This is a genomic window from Promicromonospora iranensis, assembly GCF_028994805.1.
GTDB lineage: Bacteria > Actinomycetota > Actinomycetes > Actinomycetales > Cellulomonadaceae > Promicromonospora > Promicromonospora iranensis.
Map to the genome: position 1 here is coordinate 58,479 of NZ_JAJQQP010000019.1, position 16,861 is coordinate 75,339.

General features: G+C 70.4%; 16 protein-coding genes. 9 read left to right on the forward strand and 7 right to left on the reverse strand.

From position 1 onward, the window contains the following. Positions 1-5: 5 nt before the first annotated feature. On the forward strand, positions 6-1,142 hold the full coding sequence (locus LUM46_RS25370) for a dipeptidase (RefSeq protein ID WP_274998001.1): 1,137 nt from the start codon (positions 6-8) through the stop codon (positions 1,140-1,142). 1 nt (position 1,143) lies between these two features. On the opposite strand, the gene LUM46_RS25375 is transcribed toward LUM46_RS25370, so the two are convergent. Both LUM46_RS25375 and LUM46_RS25380 read right to left on the reverse strand, forming a co-directional pair. After that, positions 1,144-1,416 carry a hypothetical protein gene (locus LUM46_RS25375; protein WP_274998002.1) on the reverse strand — a complete coding sequence of 91 codons (273 nt, stop codon included), beginning with the start codon at positions 1,414-1,416 and terminating at the stop codon, positions 1,144-1,146. Between the two features lie 200 nt (positions 1,417-1,616). Next, positions 1,617-2,159: a GNAT family N-acetyltransferase gene (locus LUM46_RS25380; protein ID WP_274998003.1), complete on the reverse strand. Its 543-nt coding sequence runs from the start codon at positions 2,157-2,159 to the stop codon at positions 1,617-1,619. A 206-nt stretch (positions 2,160-2,365) separates the two neighbouring features. Here LUM46_RS25380 and dnaK point away from each other — a divergent pair, with 206 nt between their 5' ends. From dnaK to LUM46_RS25405, 5 genes are all read left to right on the forward strand, one after another. Then, on the forward strand, positions 2,366-4,231 hold the full coding sequence (dnaK, locus tag LUM46_RS25385) for a molecular chaperone DnaK (protein ID WP_274998005.1): 1,866 nt from the start codon (positions 2,366-2,368) through the stop codon (positions 4,229-4,231). Further along, entirely contained in the window at positions 4,228-4,923 is a 696-nt protein-coding gene (gene grpE, locus LUM46_RS25390) for a nucleotide exchange factor GrpE (RefSeq protein ID WP_274998006.1), read from the forward strand. Before dnaK ends, grpE begins: the two co-directional genes overlap by 4 nt. Before the next feature lie 76 nt (positions 4,924-4,999). After that, positions 5,000-6,016 (forward strand): DnaJ C-terminal domain-containing protein, encoded by a 1,017-nt coding sequence (locus LUM46_RS25395; protein WP_274998007.1) that lies wholly within the window; start codon positions 5,000-5,002, stop codon positions 6,014-6,016. 106 nt (positions 6,017-6,122) lie between these two features. Beyond that, the gene (locus tag LUM46_RS25400; RefSeq protein WP_274998008.1) at positions 6,123-6,575 is read left to right on the forward strand and encodes a heat shock protein transcriptional repressor HspR; all 453 of its coding nucleotides are present in this window, start codon (positions 6,123-6,125) and stop codon (positions 6,573-6,575) included. Between the two features lie 163 nt (positions 6,576-6,738). Next, the gene (locus LUM46_RS25405) at positions 6,739-7,047 is read left to right on the forward strand and encodes a DUF1540 domain-containing protein (RefSeq protein ID WP_274998009.1); all 309 of its coding nucleotides are present in this window, start codon (positions 6,739-6,741) and stop codon (positions 7,045-7,047) included. Positions 7,048-7,114: 67 nt separating this feature from the next. On the opposite strand, the gene LUM46_RS25410 is transcribed toward LUM46_RS25405, so the two are convergent. Next, positions 7,115-7,882 carry a hypothetical protein gene (locus tag LUM46_RS25410; protein WP_274998010.1) on the reverse strand — a complete coding sequence of 256 codons (768 nt, stop codon included), beginning with the start codon at positions 7,880-7,882 and terminating at the stop codon, positions 7,115-7,117. A 248-nt stretch (positions 7,883-8,130) separates the two neighbouring features. On the opposite strand from LUM46_RS25410, the gene LUM46_RS25415 reads away from it, so the two are divergent. Then, positions 8,131-11,577, forward strand: coding sequence for a sigma-70 family RNA polymerase sigma factor (locus LUM46_RS25415; protein WP_274998011.1), 3,447 nt, complete (start codon positions 8,131-8,133; stop codon positions 11,575-11,577). 12 nt (positions 11,578-11,589) lie between these two features. Here LUM46_RS25415 and upp read toward each other — a convergent pair whose 3' ends face one another. Continuing rightward, positions 11,590-12,225 carry a uracil phosphoribosyltransferase gene (gene upp, locus LUM46_RS25420; RefSeq protein WP_274998012.1) on the reverse strand — a complete coding sequence of 212 codons (636 nt, stop codon included), beginning with the start codon at positions 12,223-12,225 and terminating at the stop codon, positions 11,590-11,592. A gap of 192 nt (positions 12,226-12,417) precedes the next feature. Here upp and LUM46_RS25425 point away from each other — a divergent pair, with 192 nt between their 5' ends. Continuing rightward, positions 12,418-12,852 carry a nucleoside deaminase gene (locus LUM46_RS25425; RefSeq protein ID WP_374727015.1) on the forward strand — a complete coding sequence of 145 codons (435 nt, stop codon included), beginning with the start codon at positions 12,418-12,420 and terminating at the stop codon, positions 12,850-12,852. A 16-nt stretch (positions 12,853-12,868) separates the two neighbouring features. Here the strand turns inward: LUM46_RS25425 and LUM46_RS25430 are convergent, their stop codons facing one another. After that, positions 12,869-13,504 (reverse strand): hypothetical protein, encoded by a 636-nt coding sequence (locus tag LUM46_RS25430; RefSeq protein ID WP_274998013.1) that lies wholly within the window; start codon positions 13,502-13,504, stop codon positions 12,869-12,871. Further along, positions 13,504-14,640: an L-histidine N(alpha)-methyltransferase gene (locus LUM46_RS25435; protein WP_274998014.1), complete on the reverse strand. Its 1,137-nt coding sequence runs from the start codon at positions 14,638-14,640 to the stop codon at positions 13,504-13,506. Before LUM46_RS25435 ends, LUM46_RS25430 begins: the two co-directional genes overlap by 1 nt. Positions 14,641-14,815: 175 nt before the next feature. Between LUM46_RS25435 and LUM46_RS25440 the strand changes: the two genes are divergently transcribed. Next, complete coding sequence (locus LUM46_RS25440) at positions 14,816-15,625, forward strand: Sir2 family NAD-dependent protein deacetylase (RefSeq protein ID WP_274998020.1); 810 nt, start codon at positions 14,816-14,818, stop codon at positions 15,623-15,625. Positions 15,626-15,698: 73 nt separating this feature from the next. Here the strand turns inward: LUM46_RS25440 and LUM46_RS25445 are convergent, their stop codons facing one another. Then, positions 15,699-16,652 (reverse strand): transglutaminase-like domain-containing protein, encoded by a 954-nt coding sequence (locus LUM46_RS25445; protein ID WP_274998015.1) that lies wholly within the window; start codon positions 16,650-16,652, stop codon positions 15,699-15,701. Positions 16,653-16,861: the final 209 nt, after the last annotated feature.

A 16,861-nucleotide genomic window follows, 5' to 3' on the forward strand; every position in this document is an offset into this window, starting at 1 on the left:
CCGGCATGACGACAGCCGATCGCCTCACCGCGCTCCTGCAGAAGCACCCCGTCTGGGACGGTCACAACGACCTTCCGTGGGAGCTGCGCGAGCAGTCGTTCTACGACCTCGACGCCGTCGACATCGCCCAGCGGCTCACCAGCACCCACACGGACCTGCCCCGGCTGCGCGACGGCGGCGTCGGCGCCCAGTTCTGGTCGGTGTACGTGCCGTCGAAGCTCGCCGGCGGGGCGGCCGTCGCCGCGACCCTCGAACAGATCGACTGCGTGCACCGCATGGTGCGGAAGTACCCGGACACGCTGCAGCTCGCCCTGACCGCCGCCGACGTCGAGCAGGCGTGGGCCGCCGGCCGGATCGCCTCCCTCATGGGCGCGGAGGGTGGCCACTCCATCGACGAGTCCCTCGCCGTGCTGCGCATGCTGTACGCGCTCGGCGTCCGATACATGACCCTCACGCACAACGACAACGTGCCCTGGGCCGACTCCGGCACCGACGACGAGGTGCTCGGAGGGCTCTCCCTGTTCGGCGAGGACGTGGTGCGCGAGATGAACCGCCTCGGCATGCTCGTCGACCTCTCGCACACCTCCGCCGGCACCATGCGCCACGCCCTGCGCACCACCTCGGCGCCGGTCATCTTCAGCCACTCGAGCGCGCGCGCCGTCTGCGACGTCCCCCGCAACGTGCCGGACGACGTCCTCACGACCCTCGCGACCAACGGCGGTGTCTGCATGGTGACGTTCGTGCCGCAGTTCGTGTCACCCGCCGTCGCGGAGTGGCGAGCGACCGGCGCCGAGGTGGCCGCGGCCCAGGGCATCAGGAACGCCGACCTCGGAACGTTCGAGCCGTTCATGGCCCGGTGGCGGGCTCAGCACCCGCAGCCTCGCACCACGCTGTCCGACGTCGTGGCGCACGTCGAGCACGTCCGCGAGGTCGCCGGCGTCGACCACGTGGGACTCGGTGGCGACTACGACGGGACCCCCACCCTCCCCGAAGGGCTGGAGGACGTGACGGGCTACCCGCGTCTGCTTGCAGCGCTCGCGGACAACGGCTGGTCCGACGCCGACCTCGGAAAGCTGACCAGCGGAAACACGCTGCGTGTGCTCCGTGACGCCGAGTCGGTAGCGGCAGGGGCCGCACGCTGACTCAGGTGGGCAGCTGGACGACCTTGCGCTGGAAGCCCAGGGCCACCTTCTGCAGGGACTCGAGCGGCTCCTGCTCGTTGTGGTAGCTGATCTGCCGCAGCATCGAGCCGGAGGATGCGAGCAGCGCGACGATCACGTCGCGCGCGTCCTCGCGGGTCTCGAGCGCCTCCTGCAACAGCTCCTGGACGTGAGGTGATCTGAGGCCGTCCTCCTCGGGATCGAGCAAGGCTGTCAGGAGCGCTATCGACAACGAGCTTCCGTGGATGCTTGCCATGGTGGTCTCCCCCCGTCGGGGCCCGGTGTCCCGGGCATCAGGCACCCGCGGGCAGGCCCGCGGGGTACGCGTCCGATGCCCCACCCCCTGTGGCTTCGGTCGTGCACCCTTGTGTACCGCAGGTCAGGGCGTCGCGCCTGTTGACAGGCGCTGAACGGGCCCGACGTCGGCGTGTCGCACCGCGTCGGCGCCGTGGGGCGTCAACCGTGCAGGAGCCGTTGGAACAGGACGTGGTCCTGCCACTGCCCGGCGATCTTCAGGTAGCCGGGCGCGAAGCCGATCCGCTCGAAGCCGACCCGGGCGAGCACCGCCTGGGACGCCTCGTTGTGCGGCAGCGTCGCGGCCTGCAGCCGGTGCAGGCCCAGCGCGTCCCGGGCGTGCGCCGCCAGCGCCTCGATCGCACGGGTCATCAGGCCTCGACCGGTGAACCGGGTATCCAGCCAGTAGCCGACGTGCCCGTTCTCGAAGGAGCCCCGCACGATGTCGGTCAGGTTCAGGCGGCCCACCACCTCGCCGTCCGCCTCGAGCACGGTGTACAGCGCCCGGCCCGTGGAGTTCTCCAGCACCTGTGCCCAGAGACGCTCCTTGTGCCACTCCTCCGTGTAGAAGGCCTCGGGCCGCGCAGGGTCCCACGGGGCGAGGTGCTCGCGGTTGCGGCGGTAGGAGTGGGCGAGCGCCACCGCGTCGTCCTTGGTCAGCTCACGGAGTGTGACGTCGTCGGTCAGGGCGATCTCGAAGGGCATGGCGCCACCATAATCCTGCGCCATCGGGCACTGCGTCCGTGCTGGTCAGCGCGGTTCAGGGTCGAGTAGTGCGCTGCGGGGAACCTTTCCGGCCCGAACGAGGTTGAGTGAAGTGGACTCAACTTTACGGGTGCGGGCTTGCTTCCACGCGAGCTGCGTCTTAAGTTGAGTGCAGAAGACTCAATCTGTCGGAGGAAGGCAGTCACATGGCACGCGCAGTAGGTATCGACCTCGGCACCACGAACTCGGTGGTGGCGGTTCTCGAGGGTGGAGAGCCCACCGTCATCGCCAACGCGGAGGGCTCGCGGACCACCCCCTCGGTGGTCGCGTTCTCCAAGACAGGCGAGGTCCTGGTGGGTGAGGTCGCCAAGCGTCAGGCGGTCACCAACGTGGACCGCACCATCTCCTCGGTCAAGCGCCACATGGGCACCGACTGGTCGGTGGACATCGACGACAAGAAGTACACCCCGCAGGAGATCTCCGCCCGCATCCTGGGCAAGCTCAAGCGCGACGCGGAGGAGTACCTGGGCGAGCCGGTCACGGAGGCCGTGATCACCGTTCCGGCGTACTTCAACGACGCCGAGCGTCAGGCGACGAAGGACGCCGGCCAGATCGCCGGCCTCGACGTGAAGCGCATCGTCAACGAGCCCACCGCGGCCGCCCTCGCCTACGGCCTGGACAAGGGCAAGGAGGACGAGCTCATCCTGGTCTTCGACCTCGGTGGCGGCACGTTCGACGTGTCCCTGCTCGAGGTGGGCAAGGACGAGGACGACTTCTCGACCATCCAGGTGCGCGCCACCTCGGGTGACAACCGCCTCGGTGGTGACGACTGGGACCAGCGCGTCGTCGAGTACCTCATCAAGCAGGTGAAGAACTCGTCGGGCGTCGACCTGTCGAAGGACAAGATCGCGCTCCAGCGGCTCCGCGAGGCTTCCGAGCAGGCCAAGAAGGAGCTCTCGTCCGCGACGAGCACCAACATCTCGATGCAGTACCTCTCGATGAGCGAGAACGGCCCGATCCACCTGGACGAGAAGCTCACGCGCGCTCAGTTCCAGCAGATGACGCAGGACCTCATCGACCGCACCAAGGCGCCGTTCCACGCGGTCATCCGCGACGCCGGCATCTCGGTCTCCGACATCGACCACGTCGTGCTCGTGGGTGGCTCCACCCGCATGCCGGCCGTGACCGAGGTCGTCAAGGAGCTCACCGGTGGTCGCGAGCCCAACAAGGGCGTGAACCCGGACGAGGTCGTTGCCGTCGGCGCCGTGCTGCAGGCCGGTGTCATCTCCGGTGACCGCAAGGACGTCCTGCTGATCGACGTCACCCCGCTGTCCCTCGGTATCGAGACCAAGGGTGGCGTGATGACCAAGCTCATCGAGCGCAACACGGCCATCCCGACCAAGCGCAGCGAGGTCTTCTCCACGGCTGACGACAACCAGCCGTCCGTGGCGATCCAGGTGTTCCAGGGCGAGCGCGAGTTCACGCGCGACAACAAGCCGCTCGGCGTGTTCGAGCTCACCGGCATCGCACCCGCCCCGCGTGGCGTGCCGCAGATCGAGGTGACGTTCGACATCGACGCGAACGGCATCGTGCACGTGTCCGCCAAGGACCGTGGCACGGGCATGGAGCAGTCGATGAAGATCACCGGCGGCTCGGCCCTCCCCAAGGAGGACATCGACCGCATGGTCAAGGACGCCGAGGCGCACGCCGAGGAGGACAAGAAGCGTCGCGAGGAAGCGGACACCCGCAACCAGGCCGAGACCTTCGCGTACTCCATGGAGAAGCAGATCGCGGACAACCGCGACAAGCTTCCCGCCGAGGTCGTCACCGAGGTCGAGGCGGACATCGCCGCGGTGAAGTCGGCCCTCGAGGGCGACGACGCCGAGGCGGTGAAGACCTCGTACGAGAAGCTCGGCGTGTCCTCGCAGAAGATCGGCGAGGCGCTGTACTCCGCCGAGCAGCCCGCGGCGCAGGGTGCCGAGGGTGGCCCGCAGACGGCGAACGCCCAGTCCGCCCCTGAGGAGGACGTCGTCGATGCCGAGATCGTGGACGACGAGGACGAGCGCAAGTGACCGAAGAGAACCCGCAGGGTCCCCCTGAGCCCCAGGGCTCGGGAGAGCACCCCTTCCAGTTCAGAGACAAGCGCAAGGTGGACAACTCCGGGGACGAGAGCCGACCGGCCGAGCCCGAGGTATCCGCCGAGCAGCCGAGCGAGTCCGAGGCCGGTGCGCCGGGCGAGCCGGGCGACGCGGAGCAGGCCGACCAGCAGGGCGCCGCCGGCGACCCGCTGGACGGGCTCGACTTCGAGCTCTCCGGTGACGCGGCCGAAGCCGCCGAGGTCCTCAAGGCGAAGGCCGAGGCGGCGGAGCACCTGGACGCTCTGCAGCGGGAGCGCGCCAGCTTCACGAACTACCGCAACCGGGCACTGCGCGACCAGGAGGCCGCACGGAACCGGGGCGTGCAGGACGTGCTGACGGCGCTGCTTCCGGTGCTCGACGACGTCGAGCGCGCGAAGCAGCACGGCGAGCTGAGCGGAGCCATGGCGGCGATCGCGGAGAAGCTCGACCAGAACCTGCAGAAGTTCGGCGTCGAGCGGTTCGGCAAGGTGGGGGAGGAGTTCGACCCCACCGTGCACGAGGCGCTCATGCACTCGACCGACGCGGACGCGACGGCCGCCACGGTGAACCTCGTGGTGGAGCCCGGGTACAAGATCGGCGACAAGGTGGTCCGGGCGGCACGCGTAGGCGTCGTCGGGCCGGAGTGATCGCTCGGTGGTCGGGCCTGCCGGGACCTGAGTCCCGGCGGGCCCGACCACCGGCAGCAACGCGGAAGGAGGTGCCATGACCGGTCAGGACTGGATGGAGAAGGACTTCTACGCCGTGCTGGGCGTGCCCAAGGACGCCGACGACGCGGCCATCAAGAAGGCCTACCGCAAGCTGGCGCGCCAGTACCACCCGGACCAGAACCAGAGCAACGCGTCCGCAGAGTCTCGGTTCAAGGAGATCGGCGAGGCCTACGCGGTGCTGTCCGATCCGGAGCAGCGCCGTCAGTACGATGCCGTGCGCGCCATGGCGGGCGGCGCACGCTTCTCCGCGGGGCCGGGCGGCGCCGGTGCTGGTGGCTTCGAGGACATCATGGGCGCCATGTTCGGCGGCGGCGGGGGCCCGGCCGGCCGCGGTGGGCCGCGCGTCCGCTATTCGCAGGGCGGCAGCGCAGGCCCGGGCTTCGAGGACATCCTCGGTTCCATGTTCGGTGCCGGGGGCCCGTCCACCTACGGTTCGGCGGGTCCTACCGGATTCACCGCGCCGACCCCCGGGGCCGACACCGTCGCGCAGGTGACCCTGCCGTTCCGTGCGGCGGTCGAGGGCACCACCGCTGATCTCGAGGTCAACGGTCGCACCATCACGGCCCGGATCCCGGCGGGCATCAACGACGGCAAGAAGATCCGTCTGCGCGGCAAGGGCAAGCCGGGTGTCGGCGGTGCTCCCGCGGGTGACCTGGTGGTCACCGTGCACGTGGCGCCGCATCCCGTCTGGACGCTGGACGGTCTTGATCTGCGCATGACCGTGCCCGTCACGTTCGCCGAGGCGGCCCTCGGCACGACGCTGGAGGTGCCGACCCTGGACGGCACGACCGTGCGGCTGAAGGTGCCGCCGGGGACGCCGTCGGGCCGGTCGCTCCGCGTCAAGGGACGTGGCGTGCGGACGGCGACCGCGAACGGCGACCTGCTCGTCAGCGTGCAGGTGGTCGTGCCGCAGAAGCTCAGCAAGAAGGCCAAGCAGGCGCTCGAGACGTTCGCGGCGGAGAGCGACGGCGAGGACATACGCGCCGGGCTGGCCGAACGGGCGGCGGAATAACCCTCGGCGCGGTGGGGCATATGTCCCACCGCGCCGCAGTCGGTTAACCTGCCCGCACGCAATCCCGAGCGAACGTGACAGGACCGAACGAGACAGGGAGGGCCGCATGGTCGACGACGACGCACCCGTGCTCACCGTCTCCAAGGCTGCCGAGCTCGCGGGCATGCACCCGCAGACGCTGCGGCAGTACGACCGGCTCGGCCTGGTGGTACCCCGGCGTACTCGTGGCCGGGGCCGCCGGTACTCCCGTCGGGACGTGGCACGCCTGTTGCAGGTGCAGCGGCTCGCCCAGGTCGAGGGCATCAACCTGGCCGGGATCAAGCGCATCCTCGACCTGGAGGCGCACGTCTCGGTCCTGGAGGAACGCCTCGGTGACCTGATCATGCGTGTCCATGAGGAGGGTCGTGTGTTCGCCGCGGGCCCGGCCGCCGGAGACGTCGTCGTGGTGCAGCGCGGCCAGCGGGTCCGCAGCGCGGCCATGCGGGTCGATCTCGAGCATCGCGGCGTCGGCGGTGGAGCAGTGGTGCTCTGGCGACCGTCGCCCCGGCGCGACAGCTGAGCGCTCCCGGCCGCCGTCGGCCCATTTCGGCAAGGCAATTCTTTCCTTTTTCGGAATGCGCCGGGAGGATAGGTAAGGCATTCCTTGCTCTACGCGATCTGCATTTCCGGAATAGGATCTAGTTATTCCGGATGTGCCAGTTCACCACGCGAGGAGTGAAGTCATGAGCACGCTGATGGAGATGCCCGAGGTCGCCGAGTGCTCGATCGACGGCTGCGGCTACAACCACGACCACGGCTGCCACGCAGGCGCCGTCACCATCGCAGGACACGAGGGTGACGCCTCGTGCGCGACGTTCATCCCGCTGAGCACCAAGGGCGGCCTCGAGAAGGTCATCGCACACGTCGGCGCCTGCCAGCGCGGCGAGTGCGTGCACAACGACAACCTGGAGTGCGGCGCGTCGTCGATCCGCGTGGGCGCCGGGCCCGAGGAGCCGGGGCACGCCGACTGCCTCACCTTCCAGGTGCGCTGACCGACGCAGAACACAGCAGAGCGCCTGCTCGACGTCGAGCAGACGCTCTGTGGCGCAGTTCTGAGGCTCAGCGAGCCAGGTGGTCCAGCAGCAGCAACGCGTCGTCGTGCGTACCGGGCAGGCGTTCGACCCAGACCCGGGTCGGCCGGCGCACCTCGGTCGTGAGGCCGAGCACCTCGGCATTGCGCTCGACGACACGACGCAGCGCCTGGCCCAGCTCGGCCGTGGCGGGGCCGCGCTCGCACAGCACCACGAAGGTGCCGTCGCTCACCGCGGCCATCGGATGGCCCTCGCCGAAGACCTGGTGCAGCGTGCGGCCGATAGCGGCGGAGCGTGCGAGCCTCTGCCACATGTCCAGGCTGTCGAGGCCGACGTCGAGCACGAGCAGGCAGTGTGAGGTTCCGGCAGTGGAGCCGGCACGCTGTGCCGTGCCGTAGGTCTCGCGCAGGCGCTCACCCAGGTACTCGCCGGTCGGCAGGCCTGTCGACGGATCGTGGGTGGCCACCTGATAGGGCACGCGCTCGCGCTCTCCGACCCAGCCGATCGCCGCGGCGCGGACCGCGCCCACGTCGGTAGGACGACCGAACGCGGCGTAGAGGCAGGCGACGTCGTCCAGCGCCTCGGTGATCCCGGCCCCGACGGCGGCTCGCGCGGCGCCAAGACGTTCCGCGGGGGCGATCACCCCGCGGCCCTCGGCCAGCGCCTCGGCCAGCGCCTCGGCGGCCGGGTGCTCCCAGTCGTTCGGCCGGATCCAGACCGACGCCAGACTCGTAGCGCGCCACCGCTCACGCAGGTCGTGCACACGCACCCGCGCCTCCTGCTGTGACTCACTCATGATGAAGGGACCCTCACGGGGATACATCATGACGCACCTTCGGGGGTGGTGTATCGCACTTCACCCTGAGTTCATGCGGGAAATGTTTTTTCCACCCCCTAGAAGCCCGGCGTGGCTCTATAGTCTTGGGCAGGACACGGCAGAGAGTCTGGGTGGACGTGAAGCAAGCCGAGAGCAGCACGGGGGAGACTCCGAGTGACGCGGAACTGATCCTGCAGGTCAGGTCAGGTGACCGCGATGCTTTTGGCGTGCTCTACGAGCGCCACGCGGCCGCCGCGCGAGCGCTCGCGCGCCAGTACGTCTCGCCCGCGGATGCGGAAGACGTCGTCTCCGACGCCTTCAGCAAACTGTTCGAGATGCTTCGTCGCGGCGCGGGCCCCGACGCCGGATTCCGTCCCTACCTGTACACGGTGGTGCGCCACCGGTCGTTCGACGTGTCCCGCGGCGCCGCGCGGACCCGCCCCAGCACCGACGACGAGATCGAGTCCGTCCTCGGCAGGGTCGCGTCCGACGAGGACCCCGCGCTCGCCGGGTTCGAGCGCAGCGTGGTCTCCAAGGCCTACTTCGACCTGCCCGAGCGCTGGCGCGAGGTGCTCTGGTACGTGCTGGTCGACGACCTGAAGCCCGCACAGGTGGCGCCGGTGCTGGGGCTCAGCCCCAACGGTGTCTCCGCCCTGCTCTACCGGGCCAAGGAAGCGTTGCGTGCGGGCTACCTGCAGCAGCACCTGACGCACGCCCCGTCGGACACGTGCCGGTCGGTGAACCCACTGCTCGGCGGCTACGTGCGCGACAGCCTGTCCAAGCGGGAGACCACGAAGATCGCCGACCACCTGGCCACCTGCGGCACCTGCAACGCCCTCGTGCTCGAGCTGCACGACGTCGCGCACGGCATGAAGACGGTCATCGCGCCGCTGGTGCTCGGCGCGGGTGGCCTGGCTCTCGTCGGCGCGGGTGCGCCGATCGGCGGGATCATGGTCGCGGCCAAGGCCGGTGCGGGCGCGGCGGTCGGCGGCGCGCCGGCAGCGACCGCAACGGTCGGTGTGACCTCGGCCGGCACGTTCTCGGGCGCCGTGTCGTCTGCGGTCTCCGCCACCGCCGGTGCGTTCGCGTCAGCGGCGGCAGCCGCGACCGGCGGCAGCGTGGCGGCGGGAGCGATCGCGGTCGCGGCCGTCAGCATGGTCGCCGCTCTGCAGATCGCGGGGCCCGCCGACGCCGAGCCGGTGGCCGCCGACACGGTGATCGTCACGGACGACGGTCGTGAGCTGCCGGGCGCCGAGGAGATCAACGGCAAGCCCGTGCTGCCCACCGACACCACCATCGAGCCCGACCCGAGCACGCACGCGGTTCTCCGCGTCGCCTACACCGATGCCTCGGAACCTCTGGCGCCGCGCAAGCAGCAGCACCTGACGTTCAGCGTCTCGAACGCGGGTGAGGTCGCGGCGACGGGCACACAGCTGCAGATCACGCTTCCGCAGGGGGTCACCATGACCCCGGACGACGGGCCGTTCGGCACCGGTGTCGGCGGTCGGCCGGTGGGCTCCGTGGAGCCGTCAGCAGGCACCGACGACACCCGGACCGCAGGGTCTTCGGGCACGGGCACGGGCACGGGCACGGACGCCGAGACCGGCTCCGGCGAGAGCAGCGCGAGCGGCTCCGACGCAGGGTCCGCGGCCCCGTCCGACGGCGAGATGCAGGCTCACCCGAGTGCGTCCCCCAGCGAGCCTGCCACGGTGGGGCCGATCGGGAACGGCGCCCCGGCCGCCTGCACGCCGACGGAGCAGCCGAACGTGCTGCACTGCTCGCTCGGCGAGCTCGAGCCGGGACAGCAGCACGACGTCCAGGTGCCCGTCCGGGCCAAGGCGGGCGGCGACTACCCGATCGACGCCGAGGTCTGGGCCGACGGCCTCGCCCACCAGACCATCGAGCTCCCGAGCCGTACGGTGGCGCCGTTCGGCCCGGAGCTCTCCGCCGCGACCGACGACGTCTCGCTCGGCAGCCCGGGGACGGCCGCGCTGCCGGTCCGCGTGAGCAGCACAGGTGACCGCGCCGTGGCCGCCGGCTGGTCCGTCAAGGTGTCCCTGCCCCAGGACGTCCGGCCCACATCCACGCAGCCCGAGCTGCCCTGCGTGTCCGCCGACCTGCCGAACACGTGGCTCTGCGCGCCGTCTGCGGGCACGGCTGCGAGTGCCGCGCTGGAGGTCGGCGAGACCCGCAATCTCTCGCTGAACATCACGACCGCGGTTGACATGCAGTCGGCGGCGGCTGCCGTGCTCGGTGCCGCCAACATCAGCCCCGTCGTCCCGCAGGGCAACGCGTACGCCACCACGTCGACGCTGACCGCGACATCGGCCTGGGTGAAAGCCGCGGACGGGGTGGGCAAGGTCGGGGCCTCCTGCCTCGCCGTGGGAGGAGTCGGCACCGCCAAGGCGGTGGTGACCGGCACCTACACCAACACGACCCAGCGCCTGGTACGGGTAGCCCTCCAGGCGGCCGGCAGCAGCGATTCCTCGGGCAAGACCCTCGCCCCGGGCGACTCCACCGCGCTGACGGTGCACGACGGCCTGCGTGTCCCGGCGGGCCAGGCGGCCTTTGTCCTGGCCACGGATGTGGACGGCCAGACCTACAAGACGCCGGTGCCGGCGGGCGATCACCAGGCGGCGGACTGCTACACGCCGCAGTGGACCACCGAGACGAGCGCCCGCACCACCAACCCGGGCGGCACCGTGACCGTCGAGGGCACGCTGACCAACACGTCGAACGAGACGCTGAACGCCGTCATGGTCGTCCGGGTGGACGGCGGCGAGCTGGAGTCCGTGGTCCGCATCGCCACGCCTGGTAACACGGTGAACTTCTCGGTGAACACGGGCAGCCTGCACGTCCCCGAGGGCCATGCGGTCTTCCGTCTCTCACGGGATGGTGTCGACGAGGACGGTGACCCGCCGGCCCAGCGGATCGAGCCCAAGAACCACCCGAAGGCCCACTACGACGCAGCGTTGATCTCGCCGGCGCTGGGCGCCGCGCCCGTGACCGGGGGCACCTGTGAGTTCGACGCCGCACGGGACCGTTCGGTGCAGATGTTCGCCGTCACGGCCGACAACACGAAGTCGACGCTGCCCGTGCGCTTTCACGTGGGAAGCGTGACCAGGACCGTCCCCGCCGGGGAGACCATGGAGATCCAGTACCCCGTCGACTGGGGCACCGAGACCGCCGAGCTGACGGCCGCGGGCAAGACGCTGGACAGGATGAACGTCTCGTTCGAGTCGTGCGCACAGCTCGCCTGGCCCGGCGAGGCCGTATCGGTCGAGACCGCGGCGCAGTGCTCCGACGACCGCCTGGTGCAGCTCACCGCGACGGTGCACAACCGGACCGGTCAAGAGTGGATGGGCGTGCTGGTCCGCGAGAGCAGCGACGACATCGGGCCCGCGCAGACGGTCCCTGCCGGCCAGACGACGACGCTCATGCTCACCCGGCAGACCCCCGTCAGCAGCGAGGGCACCGTCACCGTGCGGCTCGCCCGAGAGCTGGAAGGCAGGGGCCACACCGTGGAGTGGTCGTTCAAGGTCGAGGGCAGGAACTGCCTGGGGGCCGAGTGCCAGCCGGCGCAGGACACGGCGCCGACCACCCTGGGCGGCGAGTGGATGCGGCGCTGGTGGGAGTACGGCACCTGCAACGACGTGACCGCCAGCCGGGCGTAAGGTCCTCCTGGCTCAGACGATGCCGTAGAGGCGGTCGCCCGCGTCGCCCAGGCCGGGCACGATGTACGCCTTCTCGTTGAGCCGCTCGTCCACCGCCGCGACGACGACGGACAGGTTCGCGCGGTCGCCCACGTGCTCCTCGAGCAGCTGGATGCCCTCGGGCGCGGCCAGCAGGCAGACCGCCGTGACCTCACGAGCTCCCCGCTCCAGCACGTAGTCGATGGCGGCGACCAGGGTGCCGCCCGTGGCGAGCATCGGGTCGATGAGGAAGACGTGCCGCCCCGTCAGGTCGTCAGGCAGGCGGTTGGCGTACGTGACGGCCTTGAACGTCTCCTCGTCGCGCACGAGCCCGAGGAACCCGACCTCCGCCGTCGGGAGCAGGCGGCTCATGCCGTCGAGCATGCCCAGGCCGGCGCGCAGGATCGGCACCACGAGCGGCGGCGGCGACGCGAGGCGGGTGCCCGTCATGGTCGTGACCGGCGTCTTCACCTCGTGCGGCTCGGTGGCGATGTCCCGGGTGGCCTCGTAGGCCAGGAGCGTCACGAGCTCGTCGACGAGCAGGCGGAAGGTGGGCGAGGCGGTGGTCTCGTCCCGGAGGACGGTCAGCTTGTGGGCGACCAGGGGGTGATCGACGACGTGGAGGCGCATGGGGCCAACGCTACCGGGCGGTGGTGCGCCAGGACCGCGTGGAGCCGTCGAACGTTGCCAGGCCCACACCGGGAGGCCACCCACGCCGGGTCGTCAGACAGACTGTTCACTAGGGTGACCTTCGTGTCTGACACGTCGGAGGACCTGAGCGCGATGACCGTCGCGGAGCGCCGTGCGCACTGGGAGAGCTGGATGGGCGCCGCCCTCGACGAGGCACGCCGCGCCCTCGGCACCGGCGACGTGCCGGTCGGCGCCCTGGTGCTCGACGAGGCGGGGCGGGTCATCGGCGTCGGGCACAACGAGCGGGAGGCGACCGGGGACCCGACCGCCCACGCCGAGGTGCTCGCGATGCGCGCCGCCGCCGCGGTGCGCGGCGAGTGGCGCCTGACCGGCTGCACGCTCGTGGTGACGCTCGAACCGTGCCCGATGTGCGCGGGAGCGCTGCTGCAGGCCCGCGTGCGGCGCCTGGTCCTCGGTGCGTGGGACCCGAAGGCGGGCGCCACCGGTTCCGTCTGGGACCTGGTGCGTGACCAGCGCGCGCTGCACGAGGTGGAGGTGCTGGGCGGTGTGCGCGAGGGGGAGTGCGGCGCGCTGCTCCGCGAGTTCTTCGAGGCCCGGCGCGGCTGAGCCCTCGGTCTCGCCCTCAGACCTGGGGCAGCGCCAGGTGGAGCTGGTCGAGCAGCGTGCGCAGGCGGAGCAGGTACAGCCGCTCGTTCGCCAGGCTGGACAGGTTCGACCCGGCGTCCGCGTCGTCCTGGTACTTGATGAGCATGAGTTCGAACTCCGTGAGGTCCCGGCGCCAGTTGTAGCCCTGCACCTGCTCCCGCCAGCGGTGCAGCTTGCCCACCAGCGAGCTGTCGGGCGTACGGCTGAGCACGCCGGAGGCGAGCGCGGCGTCGACGGCGGACAGCGCCAGCCGGGGGCTCACCGAGAGGGCGCGCTCCCCGCCGGTCCGGAGCCCGGCGAGGCGCCGCTCGACGATCGCGCGGTTCTGCTGCAGCTCGAAGACGACGGACGCGACCACCTCCGAGCGCCGTTCCGTCTCCGCGTTCTGTCGCTCCACGACGAGGCCGGTGACCCCGGCCAGGAGGGTCAAGGAGTTGACCCACGGCTCCCACTCGGGACCGATGCCGAGGATCCACAGGATCCCGAGCACGAACGCGACGCCCAGCAGGGCGTACGTGATCACCGCGACGACGACGCGCCGTCGGCGGGCCCAACGACGGCTCGACCACGCCACCCGGACCTGTCGCCGCAGCAGGCGCAGCTGCGCCCGCATCACTTCCACACGTCGAACGTCGGCAGCTCGACCGGCGCATGCTCGTCGTGGGCCAGGATGCGCAGCTCCAGACCGAACGGGTTGTGCCGCTGCGTGTGCCGGAAGCGTTCGCGCTGCACGTGGGTGGTGCGTAGACCGGCACCGTCGACCAGCTGGTCGATCCGTTCGGTCGTGTACTTGCGGGTCGTGTACAGCCGGATGGTGTCCTGGGGCTTCAGGCGGATCGGGCGGCTGCCCGGGATCAGCATCCGGATCACCTCGGAGCCGGCGTTCTGCCAGAACACCTTCAGCAGGATGCTCTCGTCCTCGACCGACCCGGCGAACCGGATCTGCTCGAGGTCGATCTTGAGGTCCGTGTTGTAACGGACGGCGCTCGCCACGAACTCCACGAACCCGCGGGTCTGGCGGTACTCGGCCTCGGCGTCGTGCACGGCGTCGTCGGACAGGCTCTCCGTGGTGGCGAACTCGACGAGCATCCGGTCCTGGGGGCGGAGCACCTTGGCGATGCCGTTCAGGAACTCGTCGTCGCCGTCGAAGTTGGCGACGGTGTTGCCGACCAGCGAGTAGAGGATCGGCTCGTCGTCGACGAGGCGGTCCAGGAACTGCTTGAGCTCTTCGAGGTTGCCGTCCAAGGAGAGGTCGATCTGCAGGCCGAGGGAACGGTCCAGCGGAAAGTGCGCGTCCCGGACGGCCGTGCGGGAGCCGGTCCGGAGCATCTCGGCGCTCATGTCCACCGGGATGTAGAGCATCGACGGGTTGGCGCGCCGCATCGTCTCCAGGAACATCCCGTCCTTGGCGCCGGTGCCGACGCCCAGGCTGACCAGGTGCACGCACTCGTCGGTGACGAGCGGCGAGATCCTGCGCCACTGCCTGCGGAACATCTCGGTGCCGACCTTGATCACCATGTAGGTCGGGTCGTTCGACGCGTTGAACCAGGCGATGGTGGGACCGATACCCCAGTAGGCGTAGCCGGACGGGACCCGCTTGCCGTCACCGGTGCTCGAGTAGCCGTCGTCGAGGTACTGCGCGAGGGTGGCCAGCTTGTCCGACTGGTCCTCACCGACAAGGGTGACGGACCACGCGAAGTCGTCGCCGGCCAGGGTGCTGTCGATCCTTGATATCGCTGAGTCGCCCACGCGGTCCCCTTGTGCTCCGATGCAAAGAAATCCCAGGCTAGCGGCATGCGGCCGGGTGCGAAATGGAACACACGACGGCGCCGACGGTCGGCGTTCGGCATACCCTCGTAGGGTGTTCCCTCAAGTTCGCCCCACCACCTGGCAGCCGGAGCCCGTCGAGGTCGCTCGCACCACGGTGGACGACGCCGTCGAGGTGCTTGCCGGACTGCGGATCACCGCGCTCACCGGCGCCGGCATCTCGACCGACTCCGGCATTCCCGACTACCGGGGGCCCGACTCCCCGCCGCGCAGCCCGATGACCTACCAGCAGTTCGTGGGGGACGAGGAGTTCCGCCGGCACTACTGGGCGCGCAACCACGTGGGCTGGAAGCATGTGAACCGGTCGCTGCCGAACGCCGGGCACAAGGCTCTCGTCCGGCTCGAGGAGCGTGACGTCCTCGCCGGGATCATCACGCAGAACGTGGACCTGCTGCACGAGGACGCGGGCTCGCGCAACGTCATCGACCTGCACGGACGCTACGACCGCGTGATCTGCTTGTCCTGCGGCCGGGTCATCTCGCGCACGCACCTGGCCGAGCGGCTCGACGCCCTCAACCCCGGCTTCCTCGAGTCCGTCGGCGACGTCGCGGACATCGAGATCGCCCCCGACGCCGACGCCGTCATCGAGTCGACCGCCCACTTCCGGCCGGCGCCCTGCGAGTTCTGCGGCGGCGTGCTCAAGCCGGAGATCGTCTACTTCGGGGAGAACGTGCCGCGCGAGCGGGTGGAGCGCGCGTTCGCCCTGGTGGACTCCGCCGACGCGCTGCTCGTCGCCGGCTCGTCGCTGACCGTGATGAGCGGGCTGCGCTTCGTGCGCCACGCGGCCACGGAGGGCAAGCCCGTGGTGATCGTGAACCGCGGCATCACCCGTGGCGACAAGTACGCGACGGTGAAGATCGAGGCGGGCACGAGCGACGTCCTCGAAGAGCTCGACCGCCGCCTCTGACCCGTGTGTTGTGGGCGTGACCGTTGCGGCGACAAGGGGCGGGTAGCCGCAGGGATCACGCCCACAACCGGCCTCAGTGGGCGGAGGCCAGGTCCGTGATGCCGCCGTGGCCCGTGGGGGAGAGCGTGAGCACACGCTCACCCGGGTGCAGGCGCACGTCCTCGCGGTAGAGCTCGGCGAGCTGGTCGGCGGCCTCGGCGTCCCCGGCGTCGGCCGCGACGAGCAGGTACGCGAGCTCGTCGGCCATGGCGTCCAGCTCGGCGTCGGACGTCTCCGCCCCCGGGAAGCCGGCCTCCCGGACCCAGGCCGACGCCGGCGACACCTCGCGGACCAACGGGCTGCTGAGCCGCGAACCCCACAGGTCCCACAGCAGCAGCTCGTCGCGATGGCGGTGCGCCACCTCGAGGAGCACGTAGTCGCGCACGAAGTTCTGGCCGCTCAGCCGCGGCAGCTCGGGGTCGACGCCGAACGTCGACGGGTCGGCCTTGCCCGCGCGGATCGCGAGCCACGACTCGGCCGCCGTCGGGAACGGTGACTCGGGCCCGGTGGGCATGTCGTGCACGTCGAAGTCGAAGTCGTCCTGGTCGAGCTCCGGGTCGAACCGCACCCAGCGGCTGCCGTCCCAGCGCTCGCCCACCACATGGTCGGCGTGCCAGCCGGGCGTGAAGTACCTGGCGAACCCGATCCGGGAGCGCGCGGGAATGTCGTGCGTGCGCAGCACACCGAGCGAGAGCAGGGTGTGGTCACGGCAGCAGCCGGCGACCTGCTGCGCTGCCGTCCGCGGTCCGTCGAGCGGCGCACGCGCCTCGGCGGCGTCCAGTATCGAGGTGAGCCAGCGGCGGTCGGGGTCGGCCTTCTGCGCCTCGGTCAGCTGCGGGCCCCCGGCCCGGTAGTGCACGACGGCGGAACAGACGAACTGGTGCAGGTCAGCCGGCTCTGTGCTCAGCTCGGTGAAGAATCCTGCGTGGTTTCCGGGGTTCGAGTACGGACTGTGGTCCGAGTAGTCGAAGAGCGTGGGCGCGGGCATCGGTGTCCTCCCTCGGCGGTGTCGGAAGGCTACCTCGCAACCCGCATCCTGTGACAGCGATATCCGCACCCGGTTCGGCCGGAGTGCCGGTTCGTTCGCCGACACTCGTCTCGGCTGCCTCTTGACGTGCCAATTCACCCGCCCCACACTGTTCTACAACCTTGTAGAAGCCGGAGCGACGATGGTTCGGCTCGATATGTGAGCGCTCA

Bases quoted from the DNA above. Each gene is read 5' to 3' on its own strand.
- LUM46_RS25370 (WP_274998001.1), top strand. From the start codon at position 6: ATGACGACAGCCGATCGCCTCACCGCGCTCCTGCAGAAGCACCCCGTC.
- LUM46_RS25375 (WP_274998002.1), bottom strand. From the start codon at position 1,416: ATGGCAAGCATCCACGGAAGCTCGTTGTCGATAGCGCTCCTGACAGCC.
- LUM46_RS25380 (WP_274998003.1), bottom strand. From the start codon at position 2,159: ATGCCCTTCGAGATCGCCCTGACCGACGACGTCACACTCCGTGAGCTG.
- dnaK (WP_274998005.1), top strand. From the start codon at position 2,366: ATGGCACGCGCAGTAGGTATCGACCTCGGCACCACGAACTCGGTGGTG.
- LUM46_RS25395 (WP_274998007.1), top strand. From the start codon at position 5,000: ATGACCGGTCAGGACTGGATGGAGAAGGACTTCTACGCCGTGCTGGGC.
- LUM46_RS25400 (WP_274998008.1), top strand. From the start codon at position 6,123: ATGGTCGACGACGACGCACCCGTGCTCACCGTCTCCAAGGCTGCCGAG.
- LUM46_RS25405 (WP_274998009.1), top strand. From the start codon at position 6,739: ATGAGCACGCTGATGGAGATGCCCGAGGTCGCCGAGTGCTCGATCGAC.
- LUM46_RS25410 (WP_274998010.1), bottom strand. From the start codon at position 7,882: ATGAGTGAGTCACAGCAGGAGGCGCGGGTGCGTGTGCACGACCTGCGT.
- upp (WP_274998012.1), bottom strand. From the start codon at position 12,225: ATGCGCCTCCACGTCGTCGATCACCCCCTGGTCGCCCACAAGCTGACC.
- LUM46_RS25425 (WP_374727015.1), top strand. From the start codon at position 12,418: ATGGGCGCCGCCCTCGACGAGGCACGCCGCGCCCTCGGCACCGGCGAC.
- LUM46_RS25430 (WP_274998013.1), bottom strand. From the start codon at position 13,504: ATGCGGGCGCAGCTGCGCCTGCTGCGGCGACAGGTCCGGGTGGCGTGG.
- LUM46_RS25445 (WP_274998015.1), bottom strand. From the start codon at position 16,652: ATGCCCGCGCCCACGCTCTTCGACTACTCGGACCACAGTCCGTACTCG.